Annotated in this window: 29 protein-coding genes; 22 read left to right on the top strand and 7 right to left on the bottom strand. The window is 61.5% G+C overall.

Annotated elements, in window-relative coordinates:
• Positions 1-11: 11 nt before the first annotated feature.
• The 4 genes from FHE74_RS04960 to rplE all read left to right on the top strand — a co-directional run bounded on the left by FHE74_RS04960 (position 12) and on the right by rplE (position 2,062).
• Complete coding sequence (locus FHE74_RS04960) at positions 12-593, top strand: LURP-one-related/scramblase family protein (RefSeq protein ID WP_139465397.1); 582 nt, start codon at positions 12-14, stop codon at positions 591-593.
• A gap of 210 nt (positions 594-803) precedes the next feature.
• Entirely contained in the window at positions 804-1,172 is a 369-nt protein-coding gene (gene rplN, locus FHE74_RS04955) for a 50S ribosomal protein L14 (protein ID WP_139465396.1), read from the top strand.
• 3 nt (positions 1,173-1,175) lie between these two features.
• Complete coding sequence (gene rplX, locus FHE74_RS04950) at positions 1,176-1,490, top strand: 50S ribosomal protein L24 (protein WP_139465395.1); 315 nt, start codon at positions 1,176-1,178, stop codon at positions 1,488-1,490.
• 2 nt (positions 1,491-1,492) lie between these two features.
• Positions 1,493-2,062, top strand: coding sequence for a 50S ribosomal protein L5 (gene rplE / locus FHE74_RS04945; protein WP_139465394.1), 570 nt, complete (start codon positions 1,493-1,495; stop codon positions 2,060-2,062).
• Between the two features lie 229 nt (positions 2,063-2,291).
• On the opposite strand, the gene FHE74_RS04940 is transcribed toward rplE, so the two are convergent.
• The 3 genes from FHE74_RS04940 to FHE74_RS04930 are packed head-to-tail and all read right to left on the bottom strand — an operon-like array spanning position 2,292 to position 7,165.
• Positions 2,292-4,529 (bottom strand): GNAT family N-acetyltransferase, encoded by a 2,238-nt coding sequence (locus FHE74_RS04940; RefSeq protein ID WP_139465393.1) that lies wholly within the window; start codon positions 4,527-4,529, stop codon positions 2,292-2,294.
• On the bottom strand, positions 4,530-5,801 hold the full coding sequence (locus FHE74_RS04935) for a lysine N(6)-hydroxylase/L-ornithine N(5)-oxygenase family protein (RefSeq protein WP_139465392.1): 1,272 nt from the start codon (positions 5,799-5,801) through the stop codon (positions 4,530-4,532).
• Entirely contained in the window at positions 5,798-7,165 is a 1,368-nt protein-coding gene (locus FHE74_RS04930; RefSeq protein WP_139465391.1) for a pyridoxal phosphate-dependent decarboxylase family protein, read from the bottom strand. The genes FHE74_RS04935 and FHE74_RS04930 overlap by 4 nt, the downstream gene beginning before the upstream one ends.
• A 187-nt stretch (positions 7,166-7,352) precedes the next feature.
• Here FHE74_RS04930 and FHE74_RS04925 point away from each other — a divergent pair, with 187 nt between their 5' ends.
• A complete protein-coding gene (locus FHE74_RS04925; RefSeq protein WP_139465390.1) occupies positions 7,353-8,156 on the top strand; it encodes a formate/nitrite transporter family protein in 804 nt (267 codons plus the stop codon).
• Here FHE74_RS04925 and fdhD read toward each other — a convergent pair.
• The 4 genes from fdhD to FHE74_RS04905 form a co-directional block, all read right to left on the bottom strand.
• Positions 8,153-8,977, bottom strand: a complete 825-nt coding sequence (gene fdhD / locus FHE74_RS04920; protein ID WP_139465389.1) for a formate dehydrogenase accessory sulfurtransferase FdhD — start codon at positions 8,975-8,977, stop codon at positions 8,153-8,155. The two genes, FHE74_RS04925 and fdhD, sit on opposite strands and share 4 nt — an antisense overlap.
• The gene (locus FHE74_RS04915; RefSeq protein ID WP_180339679.1) at positions 8,977-9,243 is read right to left on the bottom strand and encodes a DUF6457 domain-containing protein; all 267 of its coding nucleotides are present in this window, start codon (positions 9,241-9,243) and stop codon (positions 8,977-8,979) included. The genes fdhD and FHE74_RS04915 overlap by 1 nt, the downstream gene beginning before the upstream one ends.
• 99 nt (positions 9,244-9,342) lie before the next feature.
• The gene (locus FHE74_RS04910) at positions 9,343-10,803 is read right to left on the bottom strand and encodes an MFS transporter (protein WP_139465388.1); all 1,461 of its coding nucleotides are present in this window, start codon (positions 10,801-10,803) and stop codon (positions 9,343-9,345) included.
• Between the two features lie 24 nt (positions 10,804-10,827).
• Positions 10,828-12,069: an amidohydrolase gene (locus FHE74_RS04905; protein WP_139465387.1), complete on the bottom strand. Its 1,242-nt coding sequence runs from the start codon at positions 12,067-12,069 to the stop codon at positions 10,828-10,830.
• A 447-nt stretch (positions 12,070-12,516) separates the two neighbouring features.
• Between FHE74_RS04905 and rpsH the strand changes: the two genes are divergently transcribed.
• From rpsH to truA, 17 genes are all read left to right on the top strand, one after another.
• The gene (gene rpsH / locus FHE74_RS04900) at positions 12,517-12,915 is read left to right on the top strand and encodes a 30S ribosomal protein S8 (protein WP_139465386.1); all 399 of its coding nucleotides are present in this window, start codon (positions 12,517-12,519) and stop codon (positions 12,913-12,915) included.
• Positions 12,916-12,933: 18 nt separating this feature from the next.
• Positions 12,934-13,470 carry a 50S ribosomal protein L6 gene (rplF, locus tag FHE74_RS04895; RefSeq protein WP_139465385.1) on the top strand — a complete coding sequence of 179 codons (537 nt, stop codon included), beginning with the start codon at positions 12,934-12,936 and terminating at the stop codon, positions 13,468-13,470.
• 3 nt (positions 13,471-13,473) lie between these two features.
• Positions 13,474-13,878, top strand: coding sequence for a 50S ribosomal protein L18 (gene rplR / locus FHE74_RS04890; protein WP_139465384.1), 405 nt, complete (start codon positions 13,474-13,476; stop codon positions 13,876-13,878).
• Between the two features lie 37 nt (positions 13,879-13,915).
• Positions 13,916-14,554: a 30S ribosomal protein S5 gene (rpsE, locus tag FHE74_RS04885; protein WP_139465383.1), complete on the top strand. Its 639-nt coding sequence runs from the start codon at positions 13,916-13,918 to the stop codon at positions 14,552-14,554.
• Between the two features lie 3 nt (positions 14,555-14,557).
• Positions 14,558-14,743, top strand: coding sequence for a 50S ribosomal protein L30 (gene rpmD, locus FHE74_RS04880; RefSeq protein ID WP_139465382.1), 186 nt, complete (start codon positions 14,558-14,560; stop codon positions 14,741-14,743).
• Positions 14,744-14,749: 6 nt separating this feature from the next.
• The gene (gene rplO, locus FHE74_RS04875) at positions 14,750-15,199 is read left to right on the top strand and encodes a 50S ribosomal protein L15 (protein WP_139465381.1); all 450 of its coding nucleotides are present in this window, start codon (positions 14,750-14,752) and stop codon (positions 15,197-15,199) included.
• 255 nt (positions 15,200-15,454) lie between these two features.
• Positions 15,455-16,777: a preprotein translocase subunit SecY gene (gene secY / locus FHE74_RS04870; RefSeq protein ID WP_139465380.1), complete on the top strand. Its 1,323-nt coding sequence runs from the start codon at positions 15,455-15,457 to the stop codon at positions 16,775-16,777.
• Positions 16,777-17,322, top strand: coding sequence for an adenylate kinase (locus FHE74_RS04865; protein ID WP_139465379.1), 546 nt, complete (start codon positions 16,777-16,779; stop codon positions 17,320-17,322). The genes secY and FHE74_RS04865 overlap by 1 nt, the downstream gene beginning before the upstream one ends.
• A 34-nt stretch (positions 17,323-17,356) precedes the next feature.
• Positions 17,357-18,148, top strand: coding sequence for a type I methionyl aminopeptidase (gene map / locus FHE74_RS04860; RefSeq protein ID WP_139465378.1), 792 nt, complete (start codon positions 17,357-17,359; stop codon positions 18,146-18,148).
• A 45-nt stretch (positions 18,149-18,193) separates the two neighbouring features.
• Positions 18,194-18,940 (top strand): L,D-transpeptidase, encoded by a 747-nt coding sequence (locus FHE74_RS04855; RefSeq protein ID WP_139465377.1) that lies wholly within the window; start codon positions 18,194-18,196, stop codon positions 18,938-18,940.
• A 180-nt stretch (positions 18,941-19,120) separates the two neighbouring features.
• Entirely contained in the window at positions 19,121-19,339 is a 219-nt protein-coding gene (gene infA, locus FHE74_RS04850; RefSeq protein WP_139465446.1) for a translation initiation factor IF-1, read from the top strand.
• A 180-nt stretch (positions 19,340-19,519) separates the two neighbouring features.
• The gene (gene rpsM, locus FHE74_RS04845) at positions 19,520-19,888 is read left to right on the top strand and encodes a 30S ribosomal protein S13 (protein ID WP_139465376.1); all 369 of its coding nucleotides are present in this window, start codon (positions 19,520-19,522) and stop codon (positions 19,886-19,888) included.
• Positions 19,889-19,891: 3 nt separating this feature from the next.
• A complete protein-coding gene (gene rpsK / locus FHE74_RS04840) occupies positions 19,892-20,296 on the top strand; it encodes a 30S ribosomal protein S11 (RefSeq protein ID WP_139465375.1) in 405 nt (134 codons plus the stop codon).
• A gap of 22 nt (positions 20,297-20,318) precedes the next feature.
• On the top strand, positions 20,319-20,924 hold the full coding sequence (gene rpsD, locus FHE74_RS04835) for a 30S ribosomal protein S4 (RefSeq protein WP_139465374.1): 606 nt from the start codon (positions 20,319-20,321) through the stop codon (positions 20,922-20,924).
• A gap of 125 nt (positions 20,925-21,049) precedes the next feature.
• Positions 21,050-22,063, top strand: coding sequence for a DNA-directed RNA polymerase subunit alpha (locus FHE74_RS04830; RefSeq protein WP_139465373.1), 1,014 nt, complete (start codon positions 21,050-21,052; stop codon positions 22,061-22,063).
• Between the two features lie 51 nt (positions 22,064-22,114).
• Positions 22,115-22,606 (top strand): 50S ribosomal protein L17, encoded by a 492-nt coding sequence (gene rplQ / locus FHE74_RS04825; protein ID WP_139465372.1) that lies wholly within the window; start codon positions 22,115-22,117, stop codon positions 22,604-22,606.
• A gap of 92 nt (positions 22,607-22,698) precedes the next feature.
• On the top strand, positions 22,699-23,571 hold the full coding sequence (gene truA, locus FHE74_RS04820) for a tRNA pseudouridine(38-40) synthase TruA (protein WP_139465371.1): 873 nt from the start codon (positions 22,699-22,701) through the stop codon (positions 23,569-23,571).
• Positions 23,572-23,587: the final 16 nt, after the last annotated feature.

Genomic DNA, 23,587 nt, shown 5'->3' with positions numbered 1-23,587 from the left:
GAGCTAAGAACATGAGCGCGCTTTTGCAACACGACGTCTTGGTGGTGCAGCAGATGCGCCACGTATTCAACGACACCTTCGACATCCTGGGGCCCGATGGCTATCCCATTGGGTTTGTGGTCGGGCAGGGGAGTGCTTTACGACGCCTGGCCGCCGGCACGCGAGAGCTCTCCGTGCACGAAACCACCCCAGATCCCGCCGGGGGCCTGGGACCCGGACAGCGCATTCTGACCATCACCGACCCGTTCAATTTCCTGCGGGATACCTTCGAGGTTCACGACGACCAAGGTGTGCTGGCGACCATCACGCGTCGCTGGTCGATGTTCGGCAATAAGCTCAGCATCGAGCTGCCCGGGTATCCGGCAGTGGAGTTTCGCGGCGACGTGTTCGACTTCAACGCACAGATCTACGTGGGGGAACAGGTGGTGGCCACCATCGATCGCCAGTTCTCCGGAGTGCTCAACGAGCTTGCCGGCAAACAGCGCTACGTGATCACCTTCGGGCAAGGTCTTGACCTGCGTCTGCGTGCTGCCATTCTGGGAGCCGCTATTGCCGCTGACCTGATCAAATCCAAGGATTCGCGCAGTAGCTAAACGGTTTTGGCTTTAGGCCGGGCCTCGTGATTAAATATTTCAGTTGCCCACGCTGGTCGGGTGCGTCCGGTGCGTTCCGAACTGGGACCCCCGAGACCCTTCGACCACCTGCTAGCAGGCGGTTCGATGATAAGCGTGGTAACGGTACGAGACCACGTGCGCGTAAGGACGGAAATCTTCGCGCACATTGATCCAGGTCAGGAGACCCTAGTGATTCAGCAGGAATCGCGTCTGAAGGTCGCCGATAACACCGGTGCACGTGAAATTCTGTGCATCCGAGTTCTCGGCGGATCTGTGCGACGCTTCGCTGGCATCGGCGACACCATCGTCGCCACCGTCAAGGAGGCCACCCCGGGTGGCAACGTGAAGGAAGGCGACGTCGTCAAGGCCGTCATCGTTCGCGCTAAGAAGGAAACCCGTCGTCCCGACGGCTCCTACATCCGTTTTGATGAGAACGCCGCTGTCATCATCAAGAACGACACTGAGCCCCGCGGTACCCGTATCTTCGGCCCGGTCGCTCGTGAGCTTCGCGACAAGAAGTTCATGAAGATCGTGTCGCTCGCACCGGAGGTGATCTAGTCCATGAAGATCCACAAGGGCGACACTGTCGTCGTTATTTCCGGTCCCGACAAGGGCGCGCAGGGCAAGGTCATCGAGGCCTACCCGAAGCGCGATAAGGTCCTCGTTGAGGGCGTTAACCGCATCAAGAAGCACGTTGCCAACTCCGCCAACGAGCGTGGCGCCGAGTCCGGCGGCATCGTGACCCAGGAGGCTCCGATTCACGTCTCCAACGTCATGCTTGTCGACGCCGACGGCACCCCGACCCGCGTTGGTTTCCGCTTTGACGAGAACGGCAAGAAGGTCCGCATCTCCAAGCGCAACGGGAAGGACATCTAATCATGGCTGAGAACTACACCCCTCGCCTGAAGACCCGCTACCGCGAGGACATCCGGACCAAGCTCAACGACGAGTTCAAGTACGACAACGTCATGCAGATCCCTGGCGTGACCAAGGTCGTCGTGAACATGGGCGTGGGCGAGGCTGCCCGCGACTCCAAGGTCATCAACGGCGCTATCGAGGACCTGACCCTCATCACCGGTCAGAAGCCGCAGCTGCGCCGCGCCAAGAACTCCATCGCTAACTTCAAGCTCCGTGAGGGCATGCCCATCGGTGCAAAGGTCACCCTGCGTGGCGACCGCATGTGGGAGTTCCTGGACCGTCTGCTGACCGTGGCTCTGCCGCGTATCCGCGACTTCCGCGGTCTGTCTGACCAGCAGTTCGATGGCCACGGCAACTACACCTTCGGCCTGACCGAGCAGACGATGTTCTACGAGATCGACGTGGACAAGATCGACCGTCCGCGCGGTATGGACATCACCGTGGTTACCTCCGCCACCAACAACGAGGAAGGCCGCGTGCTCCTGCGCGAGCTCGGCTTCCCGTTCAAGAAGGCTGAGCAGCAGCAGTAAGCTCCTGCTTTCGAAAACCCCTGAGGTCTCCGTTTTGTGGAGGCTTCGGGGGTTTTCTGCGTTCTGGGACGGTGGCGTGTGGGTCCGGCTTAGCCACAGACCTCTAAAGGAATCGGCACAAAGGACGCCCAAATGTGCCCTAAAGCTCTAAAGGGCGCGCCCTTTAGAGCGATTCCTTTAGAGCTTTGCGCGTATCAGGCGACAATAGGCAACAGGCAACCGCCCCACATTAGGCCAACGGGTTACGGATCGTGCCGGCGTAGAGAAGCGAGGACTCCTGGTCGCCCAGCTCGACCATGGTCAGCGGGTTCTTCAGCTGCAGGCGGTTGAGGCATGAGTGCCGGAACTCAGGCACCAGGATTGAGGAGGTATCGCCTGGGTACTCTTCGACGCACTCGCGGACGAGCTGCCAGAAGAGCGGCTCGTGGAGGACGGACGCGTCGTCGAGAAGCGCTGCGACATGACGCAGCACCCCATCGAGCACGTCGGTGTGCACGCTCAGGGCGCGCTGGGCATCGGTGAAGCTGCCGTCGTCGGCTTGCATGCGGGGGACCGGGACTTTGGTGCTGTGGCGGACGACGGCTGCCTCCTCGCCGAGGTCCTTGAAGAAGGATCCGCTGGGCGCGAAGTCGGTGAGCTCCACAACGACGTTTTCGGAGTGGGGCATGAACACGATGTCGTGGGCCAACAGGGCGCGCAGCACCGGGGTGAGATATACCCGCAGCAGGCGGCGCACCCACTCAGCGGCGTCGAGGCCGGAGCGCTTGATCCACTGCTCGACCAGGGCGTTTCCTTCGGAGTCGCGGTGGAGGATCGCGGCCAACGTCACGGCGTGGGCACCCTCTGGCAGGTGGCCGATAGGGGATTCGCGCCAGAGCCCAGCGAGCATCTTGGTGAACTCATTCTTGGTACCCAGGCCATGGTAGACGTCACCCACGAAGCCGGTGGCGGCGAACTCGCGCAGGAGGCGAACGTTGTGTTGGCGAAAGATCGGATCGCTGCCGAGCGTCTGGTGAAGCCAGTCGTTGATCCGCGGAGTGTCGCGCATGTACTCCGGAGAAAGCCCCCGGGTGAAGCCCATGTTGCGCACGGCGACGGCCGTCTTGACGTAGGGGCTCAGTGGCTGCGAAGCGTTGAAGAACGTGCGCAGCGATTGTTGGGGACGCATGAGGTCGGTGCCTTCTCCGAGGAAGACCAGGTCGCCGGAGGCTAGCGAGTCGGAGAAGTTGGGGACGATTCGGTGTTCCCACTGCCAGGGATGTACTGGAATGGGCGTATAGCCATCGGGTACGCCAGCACACAGCTGAGAGAATTGCCCGGCTAGCTGCGGGTCCTCACTGATGGCCTCCACCGCCAGTTCCTTGCGGGCGGCCAGCCAGACCAAGCGAGTGGCTGCGCCGAACTCGGGGGCATACGCCAGAATGTCGCTTTCACTCATGCCGTCGCGTCCGGCATTGGCCAGAAAGCTCGGATGGCCTTGGGTCATGGCGGATTCGATGCGCAGGTAGTACTGGGCCGGGGTGTCACCGGCTGGGTCGGCAAGTTCGGCGGAACTTTGGCGCGGGCTCTGACGGATGCGGCGCTGACCAGCCAGCGTTGCCGAGATTTCCCCCAGGTAGGTGGCGCGGAAGTGCTCCGGGATCTCCAGGGCCTCGGCGGCGTCGGCGACCAGCTGCGTAAGTGCGGGAAGTGGGCCTTCGGCGCAAGCGATCGAATTCGGGTCAATGCTGAGGTGCTCCAGCGCATGCTCTTCCGCTTGGAAGGACAGAATATGCGGACCGACCTGGACGGTGTACCCGTCTGCCAGGCGCCGGGGAGAAAGGAGCCGCTCGTGGATGAACTCGCGCAGCATCTTAGCGATGAGCTCGCGCTCGGCGGCATCGATTCCAGTGACGCGTGCTGGGTTCTCCACTGGAGTGTGAGTGGTGCTTAGCGACGCCACCCGCGAGGCCAGAAAATCCCCACGCTCAAGCAGCTGCACGCGGGCAGTCTTGTTGGGAAGCGCGTACTGCGTATAACCCGGCAAATCCCGGAAACCAGCGAGCTTGTTCATGGCCAGGATGGCCTCGTTGCGCTCGTCGGGTTCCACGACCAGTGCCGGAGCGTCCTCCAGCATCCAGCGCACGGCCGTGGAAAACAGGGTCCTGGTCAACCCCGGTCGCGGAGTACTTCGGGGAGGTGCGACCAGAAAGTGCATGCCCATGGTGCCCGCGGGAAGATGAGGCACCAGGTCCTTGAGTACGGACTCGGCGGGTACGTAGCGTTCGAGCAGCGCTATGTCCTCCCCGTCGAGCGAGATGATCCACGCATCCAAGTCGGTGTATTCGTGGCGAATGTCCTCCTCGCTGGCGTCCTGGCAATCCCAGAAGTGCGAGCGGGGATGGGTCAGCCAGGCGTGCAGCATGGCGCCGTCGCGGCCGGGGCGTACTGGGCGGAGGGTGACCTCGCCTAAAGGTGTCAGCAGCATCTATGCCTCCGATCCGAAGCTCTGGAATGCGATGTTGCGCTCGATCGGGTACACCTCGTGGCCGGTGATCTGCTTGATGATGATGGAATTTCGCCAGGGTCCCATCCCCAGATCAGGCGCGTTTAGCGCGTGGGTGTGTTCCTCGGCGTTGGCCACGAAGAAGGATGCGTGCTTATCGACGCTAAAGTCCAAGCCCACGCTCAAGCGCCCCACCGAGTCGAAGCGAAGCTCCCCCTGCGCATCCTCAAGAAAGTCCGGCAGGCGCGGTCCCTTGTATCCAGTGGCCATGACCAGGGCATCTGCTTCCACCTCACGCGTCGCGCCGGTGATGTTGTGGGTGAGCTTGAGGTGGTGGCGCCCGTCGTAAGCTAACCATTGCGCGGCGTGATCGCTGCGCAGCTCAGTGGTGAGCTTTCCGGTCAGTTGCAGGCGGTAGAGAAGGTCGTAGATCTCGTCGACGAGGTCACCAGAAATTCCTTTGTACAACGAGCGTTGTGAGCGATTGAGTCGGTCGCGCACGTCCATGTCCAGGCCGTGGAAGAACTCCACGTAATCCGGTGAGGTCATCTCCAGGGTGAGCTTGGTGTACTCCATGGGAAAGAAGCGCTCAGAGCGGGTAACCCAGCTCAGCTTCCGGTTGTTATGCGTCATCTCTGGGAGCAGGTCGCGGTAGATCTCAGCGGCTGATTGGCCGGAGCCGATGATCAGGACGGAGTCGTGCTCCACCAGCTGGTCGCGGTGGGGAAGATAGTCACCGGAGTGCCAAGCGTGCGGATGCTCCAGAGCGCCGGACAATTCCTGGGGCACGAATGGGGAGGTTCCCACGCCCATGACTACGTTGCGGGCGTAGACGGTCTGCTCGCCAACCTGGAGGCGCCAGAGATCGCCCTCTTTGACCACGCGCGTAACTCGGTGTGAGAAGTGCACTGTCTCCAGCTGTTCGGCGACCCACGCGCAGTAATCGGAGTATTCGCTGCGCAGCGGATAAAAGGATTCGCGGATATAGAACTGGTGGATTCTCCCGCGCTGCTTGAGGTAGTTCAGGAAGCTGAAGCGGCTCGTCGGGTCGGCAAGCGTGACGAGGTCTGCCATGAAGGGGACCTGAATCGTGGCGTCCTCGAGCATCATGCCCGGGTGCCAGGCAAAGCTATCGCGCTGCTCAAAGAAGGCTGCGCTGAGCTCGCCGTTTTCCACCAATGGGTTGCAGAGCGCCGCGAGGCCGAGGTTGAAAGGGCCGACTCCGATGCCGACGAGGTCATAGGTGGTGCTCATAGGTAGGACAGCTCCTTTGTGTTGGCCAGGGCGGCGATGCGATCAAGAACCGGGGACACCTCGTCGAGGGTCAGGTAGGGATCAAGGATGGTGAACTTCAGCCAGCGCTCTTCGGCCACGGTGGTGGTGGCTACTACGGCGTCGCCGGCGTCGAAAAGCGACATTTTGAGCTGTTCGAGTTCGTCGCTCGACACCCCGCGGGGGCGGAAGATAACTGTGCTGAGCTGCGGAGTTTCGTACAGCTCGAGTGTGGGATGGCGCTCGATGGCCTCGGCGATCGCGCCCGCGTGGCTCATACACCGCGCAAAGGCGGAGCCGATCGCCTCCGCGCCGTAGGTAGACAGTGAGAGGAAAATCTTGGCGGCGTCGAAGCGGCGGGTGGTTTGCAGGGAGTTGTCGGCCAGATTGGGGCGCTCAGACTCCGCCGGGTTGAGATAGCTGGCATTGATGCGGATGGCCGCGAGCGTCTGCGGGTCGGGAACCACCAGTGCAGAGCAGGGTACGGGCTGGAAGAAGCCCTTGTGCATATCCAGTGTCACGCTCGCAGCCCGCTCGATTCCACGCAGCGCACCGGACGTTTCGGCGTTGCACAGCAGCGCGCCCCCGTAGGCGGCGTCGACGTGCAGGTGGGCTCGATGGTCCTCGGCAAGGTCTGCCAGCGCTTCCAGATCGTCGATGGAGCCTCGGTCGGTGGTGCCCGCGGTGGCGATGATGGCTGCGGGGGAATCCTCCAGCGTGGCAATGAGTTCGCGCGCTGCCTGCGGGTCCATGCGGCCGAAGGCGTCAGTGGGCACAAGGTGGGTGCGCAATCCAAATAGCGCCGCGGCTCGGCTGACGGAGTAATGAGTGTTGGCGGTGATCAGAATGTCTTTGCGTGGCGAGGCTTGCCGCACGATTGCGAGCGCCTGCAAGTTCGATTGGCTGCCGCCAGAGGTAAACGTTCCGCTGGCGTCGTTCCACCCGACGAGCTGACCAAGAGTACGTAAGACGTTGACCTCCGCCTCGGCGGCAACGCCCGCCTGGTCAAAGGACTCGACGGCGGTGTTGGCGATCGTCGCCATGATGTCGGCTGCGACCCCCAACGCGGAGACCGGGCAGTTGAGGTGTGCGAGGTAGCGCGGGTGGTGGTACCACACAGCCTGGCCTAGCCATTCGCGCCCGAAGCTTTCCAACGCCTCCTCCGGGGTAGGCGGGGTGTGCGGGAGCAGCGGGCGCGCTGAGGACGAGGGAGTCTCGGCGCCCTCGAGGTGGTCGAGTGCCGTATCGACGGCCGTATGCAGCAGTTTTCTCAAGCGCTGCGGGTTAGGGTGTCGACCCAAAAGGACAAGATCGTCCACCTCATCGGTGGGGGAAGGTTCAAGCATGCGCAGCAGGTTAACAAGGTAAGGCTAACCTAACTCTGTAAATGGCTTAGGGGCTTAATGAAAATCGTGGCGCATCTCTGCCAGCTCATTGCCAGCTCGAATCGCAGCCTTCGGGTAGCGGGGGTTAAGGTGAACGAGAAATCGTGCTGGTCACCTTTGGCCTTTCATACCCCAGAAAGGAGCGCGCATGGCGCTCAATGACATCGCCAGCGGGGCGGTAAACAAAAAGATTGTGCTCATGGAGCGCAACCCGATGCGCTTCGGAGTACGCAGCATTTTTGGTGGCGCGTTTCTCACCCTCGGCACGGCCTTTGCCGGGGTCGTGGGCAACGCCGTGGAGTCCGCAGTACCCGGCCACGGACTGGGAGCAGTGGTCTTCGCGATGCTGTTCGGCCTGGGGCTGTTCTGCATCGTCATCCTTAACGCCGAGCTGGCGACCGGCAACATGATGATGGGCGCCTACGGGGCAGCCGCAGGCCAGATCAGCTGGCCCAAGGCCCTGTGGTTCGCGCTGGTCACAACCTTCTGGAACCTCGTAGGTGCGATCCTGATCGCAGCCATCCTGGGAGTCTCCGCGAAGTACAACAGCTTCGACGCCACCAACCTGGTGGCCACGCTTTCCTCCGGCAAGCTGGATAAGAGCTGGTGGGGCGCGATGGTAGAGGCCATTGCCGCAAACTTCGTGGTCAACATGGCCATCGTGGCGGCGCTGTTTGCCAAGGACTTCGTGTCCAAGTTCTTTGTCATCCTGCCGATCATTGCGATCTTCGTCGGACTGGGTCTCGAGCACGTCATCGCCAACTTCTCGCTGATGACCATTACCGCCTTCGCCGGCGGCTTTGACGCCAGCCTGCTGCCCGATAACTTCACCGCTGGTGCCGTGGCCCTCAATTGGTTGTTCGTCTGGATCGGCAACTACATCGGTGGCGGCCTCCTCATCGGCGCCGTCTACGCCTGGCTGAACAGCGGCGACGAGGCGTACCGCGACTAGTGCTCTAGCTCGCCGGCATAAAGATTAAACCGCCCAGAGCGAGTAAATCCGGCCAGTGCAAGCCCCGAGGACCGCGCCAACTCGATGGCCAGCGACGACGGGGCCGACACCGCGACCAGCGCACCAAAGCCCGCCATCACAGCCTTCTGGACGAGTTCGAACGAGGCACGCGAACTCATCACCAAGATGCGGTTCTCGGCGGGTAAGGCATCGTCGAGAAGCAACGCCCCGATCACCTTGTCCGCGGCGTTGTGTCGACCGATGTCCTCTCTGACCACGAGCGGTTCGCCATCAGCGCTGAACGCCCCGGCCGCGTGGACAGCGCCGGTCTTGCGGAAAAGCTTCTGCTGGGCGCGCAGGCGCTCGGGAAGTTCGGGAACCAACCTAGGGTTGAGGCGAACTGGGGTCAGTGGCGTTTCGCGCCGGGTGAGAATCTGCTCGATGGACGTCGAGCCGCACACCCCACAGGCAGACGTGGTGGGGGTCAAACGAATATTTTCCAGCCCCGGGGCGCGGACGGAACTGGCCAGATCTAGCTCCAGCACGTTGTAGGTGTTCTCACCCTGTGGGCCGGTGGCGCCTGCGCAATACCGGGCTCTTGTAACGTCCTGCGCACTGCGAATGAGTCCCTCGCCGTACAGGAATCCATGGGCGAGCTCGATGTCCTGCCCTGGGGTGCGCATCGTCGTGGTTAGCGTGGGCCCTGAGACGCGGATCTCCAGCGGCTCCTCTACGACCACGGTGTCCGCGCGGGTGTCGGTCTCTATCGTCTCACCGACCTGGACTCGGGTCACTGCCAGGTTGCGTGTAATCCTGCCCATCAAGATTCCTGAATGGATGCGGCGAGCTTGTCGACGATCGTTGCGACCTCATCAACCGGCGTTTCCGATTGAGCGGCTGCTAAGCCGATAAGGAACGTGGTCAGCGGACCCGCCGGGCGTGCTTTGTTGTGCGCCACCAGTTTGGTCAACCGGAGCAGTTCGTCTCCACAGTCGTAGACGACAGTTGGGTCGATCCCTAGCTCTTCTGCGACCTCGGCGAGCCACTGCCTGGTGTCTGCAAAATCCGGATCATTGGCGACGGCCATGAAAAATGCGCCCCTTTCTGTGTGTGAGACGGTGAGTCCTTGATGCGGGTCAGTCTACGGGGCGACCGGGACACAGAAAGAGGCGCAGTGGTTAGCGGCTTACTTCTTCTTCTCGTTCGGGATGAACAGGATGATGGAAGCCAGTGCGATCAGACCCATGATGAAGTTGACGCCCAACCCGATCATGCCGGCCTCGCGTACTGCCACGTTGTCTTGGCGACCGCTGAACTCCACGGCTGCGTGCAGGAATTCGGAACCGGAGGTCTCCAGCGCAGTGAAGATAGCAGCAGACAGGGCCACGCCGAATGCCGCACCCAGCGAGGAGGCCATCTTGTAGATGCCAGAACCAGAGCCGGCTTTGTCATCCGGAAGGTTGGACAGGGCCGCATCGGTTGACGGGGTGGCGTAGAAGGCCAAGCCCAGGCCGAAGAGAGAAAAGGCGATCACGGAGAGGATCGTGTACAGGCTCTGCGCCTGATTGGTGGCCATGAGCAGCGCGATCGAGGTGAGCACGATGAGGGTGCCCCAGATCATCGGCTTCTTCGGTCCGAAGCGCTGCAGCAGCTTCTCGCCCACACGGATGAACGCGATGATAAAGACGGCGTAGCCGATGGTTAAGTAGCCGGCAGTTGCCGCGGAGAAACCACCCGCGCCCTGCAGAACCCACAGGGAGACGGCCAGGGTGCCCGCGGTGGCGTTGATCAGCAGGTTCGAAATCGTAGCGCCGGTAAAGACTTTGTTGCTAAACAGCGAGAAGTCCACGAAGGGATCGCTGAAGTTTATCTCGCGGCGGATAAACGCGACAATCGCGATGATGAATGCGGCCAGCAGAATCCACACGATGGGGTTGGCCCAGCCGATGGCCGATCCTTGCGTAACGACGACCTGCAGGGCAACCATCGCGATAGCGAAGGAGATAATGCCCGACCAGTCGGTACGTGCTGCGCGGCCTGCGCCCGGAGCGGACTCAGGCATGGGGGACAGCAGCAGGATGGAGGCTACCGAGACGAGCGCGCAGATGATGAAGATGGAACGCCATCCCAGGAAGGAGTTGGCAACCACGCCGCCGAACAGCGCGCATAGGCCAGATCCGCCCCAGGATCCGATGGACCACATGGATACGGCACGCTGGCGAGCCTTGCCCTCCCAGTACGTCTTCACCAGCGCCATCGATGCCGGCATGATTGAGGCGGCAGCGAATCCCTGGAACACGCGGCCCAACAAAACCATGGGGGAGGCGAGAGGTCCGGTGATGGCAAAAGCGATGAGCAGCGAACCGATGATGTTGAAGATGTTGCCGTAGAAGACAACCTTCTTGCGTCCGAGGCGATCGGCCAGGCCGCCGGCGACGACGATGAACATGCCGCTGAACAGTGCGGCCGCGGCGATGGCGATGTTCATCACCGGCATGGCCATGTTCAGGTCGTTAGCCATGAGTGGGCCGATGTTCAGCGTCGTCTGGGCAAATAGCCAGAAGGTGACAACGGCCAGAACGATGCCGGCAAGGTCGCGGTCCGTGCCCTGGTAAGCGGGCCGGTCGGTCCGCGTAGCTGTGGTCATAGTGAAAGGTCCTTACGTCTATTTTTAGTTGTTGGCGGGAGCGAGCCAGGCGGCTGCAGCGACGACGGCGGCCTCGACTCCGCGATCCAGGGTTGGCTGCAGATCCGGGGCGAATGCCGGGGCATGGTTGCCGGGAGCATTCTTCTGGTCGGCGAATCCGCCGAGTCCCCAGTAGGTGTAAGGGACCTCGAGGGAGTCCGGGATGATGGAGAAGTCCTCGGAGGCTGGCACGGGAGCAAGATCGCCCGACTCTTCGCCGAAGTATTCGTCGAAGGCGGCGCGGACGTGACCGGTGGCGTCCTCGTTGTTATCAGTCAGCGGGTAGGAGTCGTAGTACTCAAACTCCGGTTCCTTGGGGCTGCGGGCTCCCTCGCACTCGGTGGAAACCAAACGCTCGATGGCCTCGCGGAGGTGATCCGAAACTTCGTCGCTGTAGGCACGGGTGTTGATGAGCAGCTCGGCGGTCTCGGGGATCACATTGGACTTAGAACCGGCCTTGATAGAACCCACAGTCACCACCGCGGTTTCGGCGGCGGCCACCTCGCGGGAAATGACCGTCTGCAAACGCATGACGATGGAGCTAGCCAGCACAACCGGATCCACGCCCTTTTCTGGCATGGAGCCGTGCGAGCCCTTGCCATAGATGGTGACCTTTACCGAGAAGGCCTTAGACAGCACCGGGCCCTCGTGGGTGCCGACGTGCCCACCCGGCAGGCTGGCCAGCACGTGCTGGCCCAGGTAAACGTCCGGGGTCGGTATGGCCTTGGCGATGTTGGCCTCCACCATGGCGCGAGCACCGGCTGCGGTTTCCTCTGCCGGCTGAAATACGCCCACGTAGGTGCCGGACCATTGGTCCTGGTGGGCGTTGAAGGCCTGCAGCGCGCCCAGCAGGCTGGAAATGTGGACGTCGTGTCCACATGCGTGGGCCACTGGAACCTCTTCCCCGGTGTTCTGGTCCTTCTGGGTGGCGGTGGAGGCGTAGTCCTTGCCGCTGGCTTCCTTCACGGGCAGGGCATCAATATCGCCGCGCATGGCTACGACGGGTCCTTCACCGTTGTTGATGATGGCCACCAGCCCGGTTTCGGAGACCCGCTGAACCTCAATGCCGGAGTTCTTGAGCTCCTGCTCGATGCGATCGGCAGTTGCGAACTCCTGCATGGACAACTCTGGGTGCTGGTGGAAGTGCTTGTACAGCTCCTCGCGATCGGCCCGGGTGGACTCGAGGTCGCTCAGGATGCCGTCTACCGCTGCACGGTTGATGCTCATCGACTTCTCCTTGGGTGTTTGCTCGGACTACTAAAACGGTTTACCCCTTTTAGGGGGAGATGGCTAAAAGAGTACCATTGGACCGAAGGGTGTGAGTTGTTGGCGAAAGCTGGTGGGATCGTTTGTCGAATGGGCCGAAAGGGCGTCGACAAGCGAGAGTTTCCACAGCGTTGGGCGGAAGGATTTGGACGTCGCAGGGGAGACGTCGTAGTCTTGAACGCTGGACTTCTGTCCGTCACCGTTGGTGTACGGGTAAGGGTTCACGTAAGAACTTCATCCAACTTTGTTGTAGGCCCCCCGCCTTGTTTCGCGGACCGGGTGGTGCATGGGTGGCGAGCGCCCCAAGCTACTGAGCTTGGCGGAGCGATGAGTAGCCCGAAGGAGCACCCGGAGAACGCTTAAAGGTGGGTTATCGGGAACCGCAGCGAGAAAGGAAACGGTCACCCAATGACCATGACTGACCCCATCGCCGACATGCTGGCGCGCGTTCGCAATGCGAACCATGCGCACCACGATGTCGTGTCGATGCCCTCTTCCAAGATCAAGGCCAACATCGCCGAGATCCTGAAGCAGGAGGGCTACATCGCTAACTACTCCGTCGAGGACGCCAAGGTTGGCAAGACCCTGACCCTCGAGCTGAAGTACGGCCCCTCTCGCCAGACCTCCATCGCCGGCCTGCGCCGCGTGTCCAAGCCGGGTCTGCGCGTGTACGCCAAGTCCACCAACCTCCCTGAGGTGCTCGGTGGCCTGGGTATCGCCATCATTTCCACGTCCCAGGGCCTGATGACTGACCGTCAGGCTCACGAGAAGGGTGTGGGCGGGGAAGTCCTCGCCTACGTCTGGTAAGGGAGAGGTACGTAACTTATGTCTCGAGTTGGTAAGGCACCGATCGCCATCCCGAATGGCGTCGAAACCACCATTAACGGCCAGCAGGTCGAGGTTAAGGGCCCGAAGGGTACCCTCTCCGTTGACCTGCCTGCGCCCATCACCGCCGCTGTCCAGGACGGAGAGATCGTCGTCTCCCGTCCGGATGATCACCGCAAGAACCGCTCTCTGCACGGTCTCTCCCGCTCCCTGGTGAACAACCTGGTTGTGGGTGTGACTGAGGGCTACACCATCAAGATGGAGATCTTCGGCGTCGGCTACCGCGTTCAGCAGAAGGGCAGCAACCTCGAGTTCGCCCTCGGCTACTCCCACCCGATCCTCATCGAGGCTCCGGAGGGAATCACCTTCGCGGTGGACGGCAACACCAAGTTCTCGATCACCGGTATTGACAAGCAGCAGGTCGGGCAGATCGCAGCTAACATCCGTCGTCTCCGCAAGGATGATCCTTACAAGGGTAAGGGCATCCGTTACGAGGGTGAGCAGATCCGCCGCAAGGTCGGAAAGACGGGTAAGTAAAGCATGAGCAACACTGCAGAAAACACGAACCGCAAGCCGGTCGGCAAGGACATCTCGTCCCGCCGTCGTCAGGCCCGCGCACGCCGTCACTTCCGTATCCGCAAGACCCTGCGTGGCACTCCCGAGCAGCCGCGTCTGGTCGTGCACCGCTCCTCGCGCCACATGCACGTTCAGGTCATCGACGACCTGGCTGGCCACACCCTGGTCTCCGCCTCCTCCATGGAGCCGGACGTGCGTGCTATCGAGGGCGACAAGAAGGCCAAGGGTGCAAAGGTAGGCGAGCTCATCGCTCAGCGTGCCAAGGCAGCCGGCATCGAGTCGGTCGTTTTCGACCGCGCCGGTTACAAGTACCACGGCCGCGTCGCAGCCCTCGCTGAGGCTGCCCGCGAAGGTGGTCTGAAGTTCTAATGGCCACCACCAACATCATCAACGGAAGGATTGCGTAATGCCGGGACGTGAACGGCGTGACGGCGGACGCTCCGCCGACGAGCAGAACAACAAGAACAACCGCAACGATCAGCGTGGTGGCCGCGGCCGTCGCGACGATCGCCGCAACCAGGACAACGAGCGCGACAAGTACATCGAGCGCGTTGTCACCATCAACCGCGTGGCCAAGACCGTCAAGGGTGGCCGTCGCATGAGCTTCACCGCTCTTGTCATCGTGGGCGACGGCCAGGGCATGGTCGGCGTTGGCTACGGCAAGGCCCGTGAGGTTCCGGCCGCTATCCAGAAGGGTGCCGAGGAGGCTCGCAAGAACTTCTTCCGCGTCCCGATGGTTGGCGGAACCATCACGCACCCGGTTCAGGGTGAGGCCGCAGCCGGCGTCGTTATGATGCGCCCGGCTGCCCCCGGTACCGGTGTCATCGCCGGCGGCGCTGCCCGCCCGGTGCTTGAGTGCGCTGGTGTCCAAGACGTGCTGTCGAAGTCCCTCGGCTCCGACAACGCCATCAACGTCGTCCACGCCACCGTGGACGGCCTCAAGCAGCTGGTTCGCCCCGAAGAGGTTGCCGCTCGCCGCGGCAAGTCCGTCGAAGAGGTCGCCCCGGCTCGTATTCTGCGTGCACGCGCAGGGCAGGAGGCATAAAGAATGGCACTGAAGATTACTCAGGTTAAGGGCCTGGTCGGCGCCAACCCGAAGCAGAAGGCCAACATGGCTTCCCTCGGGCTCAAGCGAATCCGCCACACCGTGATCAAGCAGGACAACGAGGCCACCCGTGGCATGATCAACGTTGTGCGCCACCTGGTCACCGTCGAAGAAGTGGCAGGGGAGTAGGTAAACATGAGCGAGATCATCAAGCTCCACGATCTGCGCCCGGCAAAGGGTGCAAACAAGCCGAAGCACCGCGTTGGTCGCGGTGAAGCCGGTAAGGGCGGCAAGACCGCTGGCCGCGGTACCAAGGGCACCAAGGCACGTAAGCAGGTGTCGGCAGCCTTCGAGGGTGGCCAGATGCCGCTGCACATGCGTCTGCCGAAGCTCAAGGGATTCAAGAACCCGAACAAGGTCGTTTTCCAGGTCGTCAACGTCGCCGACCTCGAGAAGGCTTTCCCGAATGGTGGCGACGTCACCATTGCGGACATCGTTGCAGCAGGCCTCGTCCGCCCGAAGCAGCCGGTTAAGGTGCTGGGCAACGGCGAGCTGAAGGTGGCTCTCAACGTCACCGCAACGAAGTTCTCCAAGTCTGCCGTGGAGAAGATCGAGGCAGCTGGCGGCTCCGTCACTGAGGCTTAAAGCTTCTAGCTTTTCCTCGGAGCTTAAAAAGGCTCCGTACTGCTGAGTGAGATTTTCTCTCACCGGCCGTGCGGGGCCTTTTCTTTATGCCCACCATTCGGGCTTGCCCAGGGAGGCTGTTAAGATACGTTCGTCCTAGATCACCGTTGTGCTGTGTTGTGCATCCCGTAGATAGTCGGGTTTGGCATAAGTAGCGCAGTTCGGCTCGAACGTAAGAACTTCCGCACATGCTGGCAGCGGGAGTCAGGAGGTTACGTGTCCGCCATCATTCAGGCGTTTAAGGACGCTGATCTGCGCAAGAAGATCTTTATCACCCTTGCGCTCATCATCGTCTACCGCATCGGCGCCCAGATTCCCTCGCCGGGAGTTGATTACGCAGCGATTCAGTCGCGCCTCGGCCATCTGGGTGAAGAAGGCGGAAACGTTTTCTCGCTCATTAACCTTTTCTCCGGTGGTGCGCTGCTTCAGCTTTCGATTTTCGCCATCGGCATCATGCCGTACATCACGGCTTCGATCGTGGTGCAGTTGCTCACTGTGGTGATCCCCAAGTTTGAGGAGCTCAAAAAGGAAGGCCAGTCCGGCCAGGCGAAAATGACGCAGTACACGCGTTACCTCACTCTGGCGCTGGCACTGCTGCAGTCCTCAGGCATCGTCGCGCTGGCGGACCGTGAACAGCTGCTGGGCCAAGGCTTCCCGGTGCTGGTGGAAGACCGCAACATCTTCGACCTGATTGTCATCGTTATGGTGATGACCTCGGGTGCCATGCTCATCATGTGGCTGGGCGAGATCATTACGGAGAAGGGCGTCGGCAACGGCATGTCTCTTCTGATCTTCTCCGGCATCGCTAGCCACCTGCCTAACGACGGCGCCAACGTCTTCGCTCAGTCAGGCGGTCTCGTCTTCGCTCTGGTTATCCTCGCCGTGATCGCACTCGTGATTGGCGTGGTCTTCGTCGAACAGGGCCAGCGCCGTATCCCGGTGCAGTACGCCAAGCGCATGGTGGGACGCCGTCAGTACGGTGGCTCCTCCACGTACCTGCCCCTGAAGGTGAATCAGGCCGGTGTGATCCCGGTGATCTTCGCCTCCTCGCTGATGTACATGCCGGTTCTGATTACCCAGATCATTTACTCGAACCAGGCAGCCCCGCCAGATAACTGGTGGCAGCGCAACGTCATGGCGTGGCTGCAGGCGCCCTCGTCGTGGCAGTACATCCTGCTGTACTTCTTGCTCATCATCTTCTTCTCGTACTTCTACGTCTCCGTGCAGTACGACCCGAACGAGCAAGCGGACAATATGAAGAAGTACGGCGGATTCATCCCCGGCATCCGACCCGGCCGCCCGACTGCCATGTACCTGGGCTATGTAATGAACCGACTCCTGTTCGTCGGCGCCCTCTACTTGGGCGCGATTGCAGTTCTGCCGAACATCGCCATGGACATGGGGGTAGGCCAGACCCAGGCGGGTACATCCGCCTTTGGTGGTACGGCTATTCTGATTATGGTGTCCGTGGCCCTGACCACGGTTAAGCAGGTGGAATCCCAGCTGCTGCAGAGCAACTACGAAGGATTGTTGAAATAATGCGACTCGTACTTCTTGGCCCTCCCGGTGCAGGCAAGGGAACCCAGGCTGCCCTCCTGGCTGAAAAGCTCAATGTTCCCCACATCTCCACCGGAGATCTTTTCCGCGCCAACATCGGTGAGGGAACCCCGCTGGGTGTTGAGGCAAAGAGCTACATCGACGCCGGTGAGCTCGTTCCCACTGACGTCACCGCTCGCATGGTCTCTGCCCGCCTCGAGGAGGAGGACGCCGCTAACGGTTTCCTTCTCGACGGCTTCCCGCGCACCGTGGAGCAGGCGGAGATTCTGACCAAGCTTCTTGCCGAAAAGGGCCTCAAGCTGGATGGCGTGCTGAACTTCCGCGTGACTGAGGACGTCGTCGTGGAGCGCATGCTGGCCCGTGGCCGCGCCGACGACAATGAGGAGACCATCCGTACGCGTCTGCGCGTCTACCGCGACGAGACCGCACCGTTGATCGACCACTACGGCGAGGCACTTATCAACATCGACGCCGTCGGTGAGGTCGAGGAGATTCACGCTCGCGTGCTTGAAGCGCTGGGCAAGTAACCCAACGCCCGGCGGGGTCTTTTAGGGTGTGAGTATGGCTTTTCGACGCACCAAAAAGATTCCCGCCAAAACTCCCGGTGAGCTCGACGCTATGGAGGCTGCCGGTCGAGTAGTCGCAGCGGCACTAACCGCGGTGCGCACGCAGGCCCGCGCGGGAATGACCACCGCGGACCTCAACGCAATCGCCGAGGACGTCATCCGATCCCACGGCGCAGTCCCCACGTTTTTGGGATACGAGGGCTTTCCCGCCTCCATCTGTTCCTCCGTCAACGACGTGATTGTTCACGGCATCCCGTCCGACGAGGAGAAGCTTTTCGACGGTGACCTTGTCTCCATCGACTGTGGTGCCACCCTGGATGGATGGGTGGGGGATTCCGCGCTTACGTTCGGTATTGGAGACCTCGACGTAGAGCACGACAAATTGAACAAGGCGACTGAGTACACCCTTTACCAGGGCATGCAGGCCATGGTTCCGGGCAACCGTTTGACGGACGTGTCGCATGCCTTGGAAGTTGCCACCCGTGAGGCAGAACAAAAGTTTGGCGTCACGCTGCACATCGTCGATGGTTATGGCGGTCACGGCATCGGGCGCACCATGCACGAGGATCCATTCCTGGCTAACGAAGGACGCCCCGGACGCGGCCCCATTATTCAGGAGGGTTCGGTCCTAGCCATTGAACCTATGCTGGCCTTGGGCACTGCCGACAACGGAGTGCTGGAAGACGACTGGACCGTCGTTACCCTGGATGGCTCTTTCGCCTCCCATTGGGAGCACACCGTGGCCGCAACGTCCCATGGCCCGCGCATCCTGACACTCCGCGACTAACCCCGATCGCACTAATTCATGAGCTAACGCTTATACTGAGGGGCTATGAAAACTTCCACTCGGGGAGGCCGCGCTATTCGACGCGCAGCCGCAGGTGCCGCAGCAGCTATCATGTCCGTTTCTGTCGTGTTCGCGCCGACAGCGTCCGCGCAGACGTCGAGTGATCCCGCGGCCGCAATCGAGCAGTTTGCTCCTGACTTCAACCTGGACCAATGGCGTCAGGATTTGACGTCCGGGGCGGAGGAGCAGGCGTGGCAGACTCGCCAGCTGTTGGTTTCCCAGGCAACGGCCGTCCTCAACCCGATGCAGTCTGAGCAGCTGGTCACTTTCGTTGACGGAATCTTGGAAGGCATCTTCCCGGGAATCGTCGGGCGCCACACCCCCAAGCCCGAGGCAGCGCCGGCTCCGGCTCCCGCCCCGGCACCGAGCTTTGACACCGGTTCCTGCCCGGCGAGCGCGGATGTGTGCGTGGATCAGAAGCGCAGCATCTCCTGGCTGCAGGACAATGGCCGAGTCACCTACGGTCCGGTGAATATCTCGGCTGGCGCCCCGACTCCAGAGGACGCCACCCCGAACGGAACCTTCCACGTGACCCGCAAGGTTCGCGATGAGATCTCCTACGAGTTCAACAACGCACCAATGCCGTTCGCGATCTACTTCACCAACAACGGTCACGCCTTCCATGAGGGTAGCCCGCAGGTGCTGTCGAACGGCTGCGTCCACCTCAATCACAATGACGCAGTGAAGTACTTCGACGACCTGCAGATCGGCGATACCGTCTACATCTTCTAGCCAGCACGTAGGTCTGGAAAAGCCGCCGCCCCGCCCGGGAGAAAGGGTAGGAGCGGCGGCTTGTGTTTTTGCGCGCCTTAAGACTAAGGTGGTCAGTTGGTGTTCAAGCAGTTGAGCTTGAAGGCCTACCTGTACGTGAGACGAAACAGTGCCGAATCGGTGCTGGGAATGAACGAGGTTATGGCTAAAGAAGGCGCAATCGAGGTTGAGGGTCGCATTATCGAACCCCTGCCCAACGCAAACTTCCGTGTCGAGCTCGACAACGGGCACAAGGTTCTTGCCCACATCTCGGGCAAGATGCGCCAGCACTACATTCGTATCCTCCCCGAGGATCGTGTGGTTGTAGAGCTGTCTCCTTACGACCTGACCCGCGGCCGTATCGTCTACCGCTACAAGTAAAACCAGACCGCCTCCTCACCCAGGGTGTGTAAGCGTTCGCAGCGTCGACACGCGATCTGACAGTGCATGCTGCAGCACACCTTTTAGACCTCCGGCCGCGGTGGCCGGAGCCTCGTTGTTTTCACGCAATCGAGGACGAGTGGGGAGAAAACCACCGCAGTAACCTGAAAGGTTTGCCACATGGCACGTCTTGCTGGTGTGGACCTCCCGCGCAATAAGCGCATGGAGGTTGCACTTACCTACATCTACGGCATCGGCCCCGCCCGTGCCAAGGAGCTTCTCGAGCGCACCGAGATTTCTCCTGACCTGCGTACGGACAACCTGAGCGACGATCAGCTGTCCGCACTGCGCGATGTCATCGAGTCCACCTGGAAGGTCGAGGGTGACCTCCGCCGCCAGGTTGCTGCCGACATTCGCCGCAAGATTGAAATCGGCTCCTACCAGGGTCTTCGCCACCGCCGCGGCCTGCCGGTCCACGGTCAGCGCACCAAGACCAACGCTCGTACGCGTAAGGGCCCGAAGAAGACGATCGCAGGAAAGAAGAAGTAACACATGCCTCCGAAGACTCGTTCCGGCGCGCGCCGTACCGGCCGTCGCGTCGTAAAGAAGAACGTGGCCCAGGGCCACGCCTACATCAAGTCCACCTTCAACAACACCATCGTGTCGATCACCGACCCGAACGGCGCTGTGATCTCCTGGGCATCCTCCGGCCACGTCGGCTTCAAGGGCTCCCGTAAGTCCACGCCGTTCGCTGCGCAGATGGCTGCCGAGAACGCTGCCCGCAAGGCTATGGATCACGGCATGAAGAAGGTCGACGTTTTCGTTAAGGGCCCGGGTTCGGGCCGCGAGACCGCCATCCGTTCCCTCCAGGCCGCCGGCCTCGAGGTCTCCTCGATTTCGGATGTGACCCCCCAGCCGCACAACGGCTGCCGTCCGCCGAAGCGTCGCCGCGTCTAGGGAAAGGAAAAGGTAAGAAACAATGGCTCGTTATACCGGCCCCGTTACCCGTAAGTCCCGTCGTCTCCGCGTTGACCTCGTCGGCGGCGACATGTCCTTCGAGCGTCGCCCCTACCCTCCGGGACAGGCTGGCCGCGCTCGCATCAAGGAGTCCGAGTACCTCCTGCAGCTGCAGGAGAAGCAGAAGGCTCGTTTCGCCTACGGCGTCATGGAGAAGCAGTTCCGTCGCTACTACGAGGAGGCCAACCGTCTCCCCGGCAAGACCGGTGACAACCTGCTGATCCTGCTGGAGTCCCGTCTGGACAACGTGGTTTACCGCGCTGGACTGGCCCGCACCCGTCGTCAGGCACGTCAGCTCGTCTCCCACGGCCACTTCACCGTGAACGGTAAGAAGACCAACGTTCCTTCTCACCGCGTCACCCAGTACGACATCATCGACGTGCGCGAGAAGTCGCGCAAGATGCTGTGGTTCGAAGAGGCCCAGGACAGCCTGGCCGACGCCGTGGTACCGGCTTGGCTGCAGGTCGTTCCGTCCACCCTGCGCATCCTCGTGCACCAGCTGCCCGAGCGCGCTCAGATCGACGTTCCGCTGCAGGAGCAGCTCATCGTCGAGCTTTACTCGAAGTAAATCGCTTCACTGTTGGGCACGTTGTTTGCAGCGTGCTTCAGCAATTGGGAATCACTCGATTCCTGTCTCGTCAATCACCTTCTACCGGCGTCATATAGCGGTCGCCGACAAAGGAGTTTCACACCATGCTCATTTCCCAGCGCCCCACGCTGACCGAGGAGTACGTCGACTCTGCTCGCTCCCGGTTCATCATCGAACCGCTCGAGCCGGGCTTCGGCTACACCCTGGGTAACTCGCTGCGCCGCACGCTGCTGTCTTCCATCCCGGGAGCGGCCGTGACCAGCATCAAGATCGACGGTGTTCTCCACGAGTTCACCACGATCAACGGCGTGAAGGAGGATGTCACCGAGATCATCCTCAACGTGAAGGGAATGGTTCTGTCCTCCGACTCTGACGAGCCGGTCGTCATGTACCTGTCCAAGGAAGGTCCGGGTGTTGTCACCGCAGGCGACATCCAGCCGCCGGCTGGTGTGGAGATCCACAACCCGGATCTGCACATCGCCACCTTGAATGAGCAGGCCAAGATCGACATGGAGCTCATCGTGGAGCGTGGCCGTGGCTACGTTCCGGCAGCTACCGGTGGATCCAGCGAGATCGGACGCATTGCGGTTGACCAGATCTACTCCCCGGTGCTCAAGGTGAGCTACAAGGTTGAGGCCACCCGTGTGGAGCAGCGCACCGACTTTGACAAGCTCATCCTCGACGTGGAGACCAAGAACTCCATCACTGCCCGCGATGCCATGGCATCCGCTGGCGGCACCCTTGTCGAGCTCTTCGGCCTGGCCCGCGAGCTCAACACCGCTGCCGAGGGCATTGAGATCGGCCCGTCGCCGCAGGAGACCGAGTACATCGCCTCCTACAGCATGCCGATCGAGGACCTGAACTTCTCGGTGCGCTCGTACAACTGCCTCAAGCGCCAGGAGATCCACACCGTCGGCGAGCTCGCTGAGTGCACGGAGTCGGATCTGTTGGACATCCGCAACTTTGGCCAGAAGTCCATCAACGAGGTCAAGATCAAGCTGTCCCAGCTTGGCCTTACTCTCAAGGACGCTCCGGAGGACTTCGATCCGACGGTCCTGGAGGGCTACGACGCGGAGACCGGTGACTTCATCGAGACTGATATCGAGGATTCCGAGTAAACACGCGCGCTTGTGACCAAGCGTTCACTATCCGTACACGAGGAGTAACACATGCCTACCCCGAAGAAGGGCGCTCGTCTCGGCGGCTCCGCGGCTAACCAGAAGCACATTCTGGCTAACCTCGCATCCGCTCTGTTCCAGCACGGCGCCATCAAGACCACCGATGCCAAGGCGAAGATGCTTCGCCCCTACGCGGAGAAGCTGATCACCAAGGCTAAGTCCGGCACCATCGCCGACCGCCGCGCAGTGCTCGCTCAGGTTCCGCAGAAGGACGTTGTTGCGCACCTGTTCGACAACCTGGCACCGAAGTTCGCCAACCGCGAGGGCGGTTACACCCGCTCCATCAAGTTGGAGAACCGCTCCGGCGACAACGCCCCGATGACCCAGATCTCCCTGGTTCTCGAGGAGACCGCCACTGCCGAGGCAACCCGCGCTACCCGCGCTGCTGCTTCCAAGAAGGCTGAGGAAGCCAAGGCAGAGGAGACCAAGGCTGAGGCTGAGGTTGAGGCACCGGAGGCAACCGAGGCTGCTGAGGAGAAGTAAAACTCTCTTCCCACCCGGGAGCCCCGGCGAGCCCCCACCGCGACTGAAGGTTGTGGTGGGGGCTTTCCCATGCCCAGGTAGCATCGACGTCTATGTCTGCCACACGCTTGCGATTGGATCTGGCCTACGACGGAACTGACTTCCACGGCTGGGCTGCGCAGAAAGATCCGGAGTTGCGAACAGTCCAAGGGGAGCTGGAAAAGGCACTCACACTGATCTTGCGCACGCCGATCGAGCTGACCGTGGCGGGTCGCACCGACGCAGGCGTGCACGCAACCGGCCAGGTTGCCCATGTGGACGTCCCCGAGGAGTCACTGCAGCAGCGCTCCATCGACGGAGACCCGGCCCGTCTTGTGCGACGCTTAGGGCGCTTTCTGCGCGATGACCTGGTGATTAGGGACGTTACGTTCGCGCCGAAGGATTTCGATGCCCGGTTCTCGGCCTTGGACCGCACGTACTCCTACCGGGTGACCACCCATCCCTCGGGTGCGAATCCTCTCCGGACCCGCGATACCGCCGTCTGGAACCGACCAGTCGATCTGGATGTTATGAACGCAGCGGCCTCTATGCTCATCGGTCTGCAAGACTTTGCGGCGTTCTGCAAGGCTCGCCCGCATGCGACCACGGTGCGTGAACTTCTGGAGTTTTCCTGGGAGGACATTTCCACCCCGGATCAGCCACAGCTCTACCGTGCTCACGTCGTAGCCGATGCTTTTTGCTGGTCAATGGTGCGCTCACTGGTGGGAGCCTGCCTCAAGATCGGCCAAGGAAACGCCGACACCGGGCTCATCCTCGAACTGCTCAATGAACAGTCTCGTTCCTCCCGGATTCCCGTCGCGCCCGCGAAGGGGCTTAGCCTCACCCAGGTGCGTTATCCCAGCGTCGACAAGCTAGGAGAGCGTGCGCTTACCACCCGTGCCCGCCGGGACCAGCCTCAGCCAGCGGGGGAGACGACTGCGATGTAAAGTCCCCTTCGAGAAT

It is taken from the genome of Corynebacterium tapiri (genome assembly GCF_006334925.1).
Lineage (GTDB): Bacteria > Actinomycetota > Actinomycetes > Mycobacteriales > Mycobacteriaceae > Corynebacterium > Corynebacterium tapiri.
This window is presented reverse-complemented; position numbering and strand designations above follow the sequence as displayed.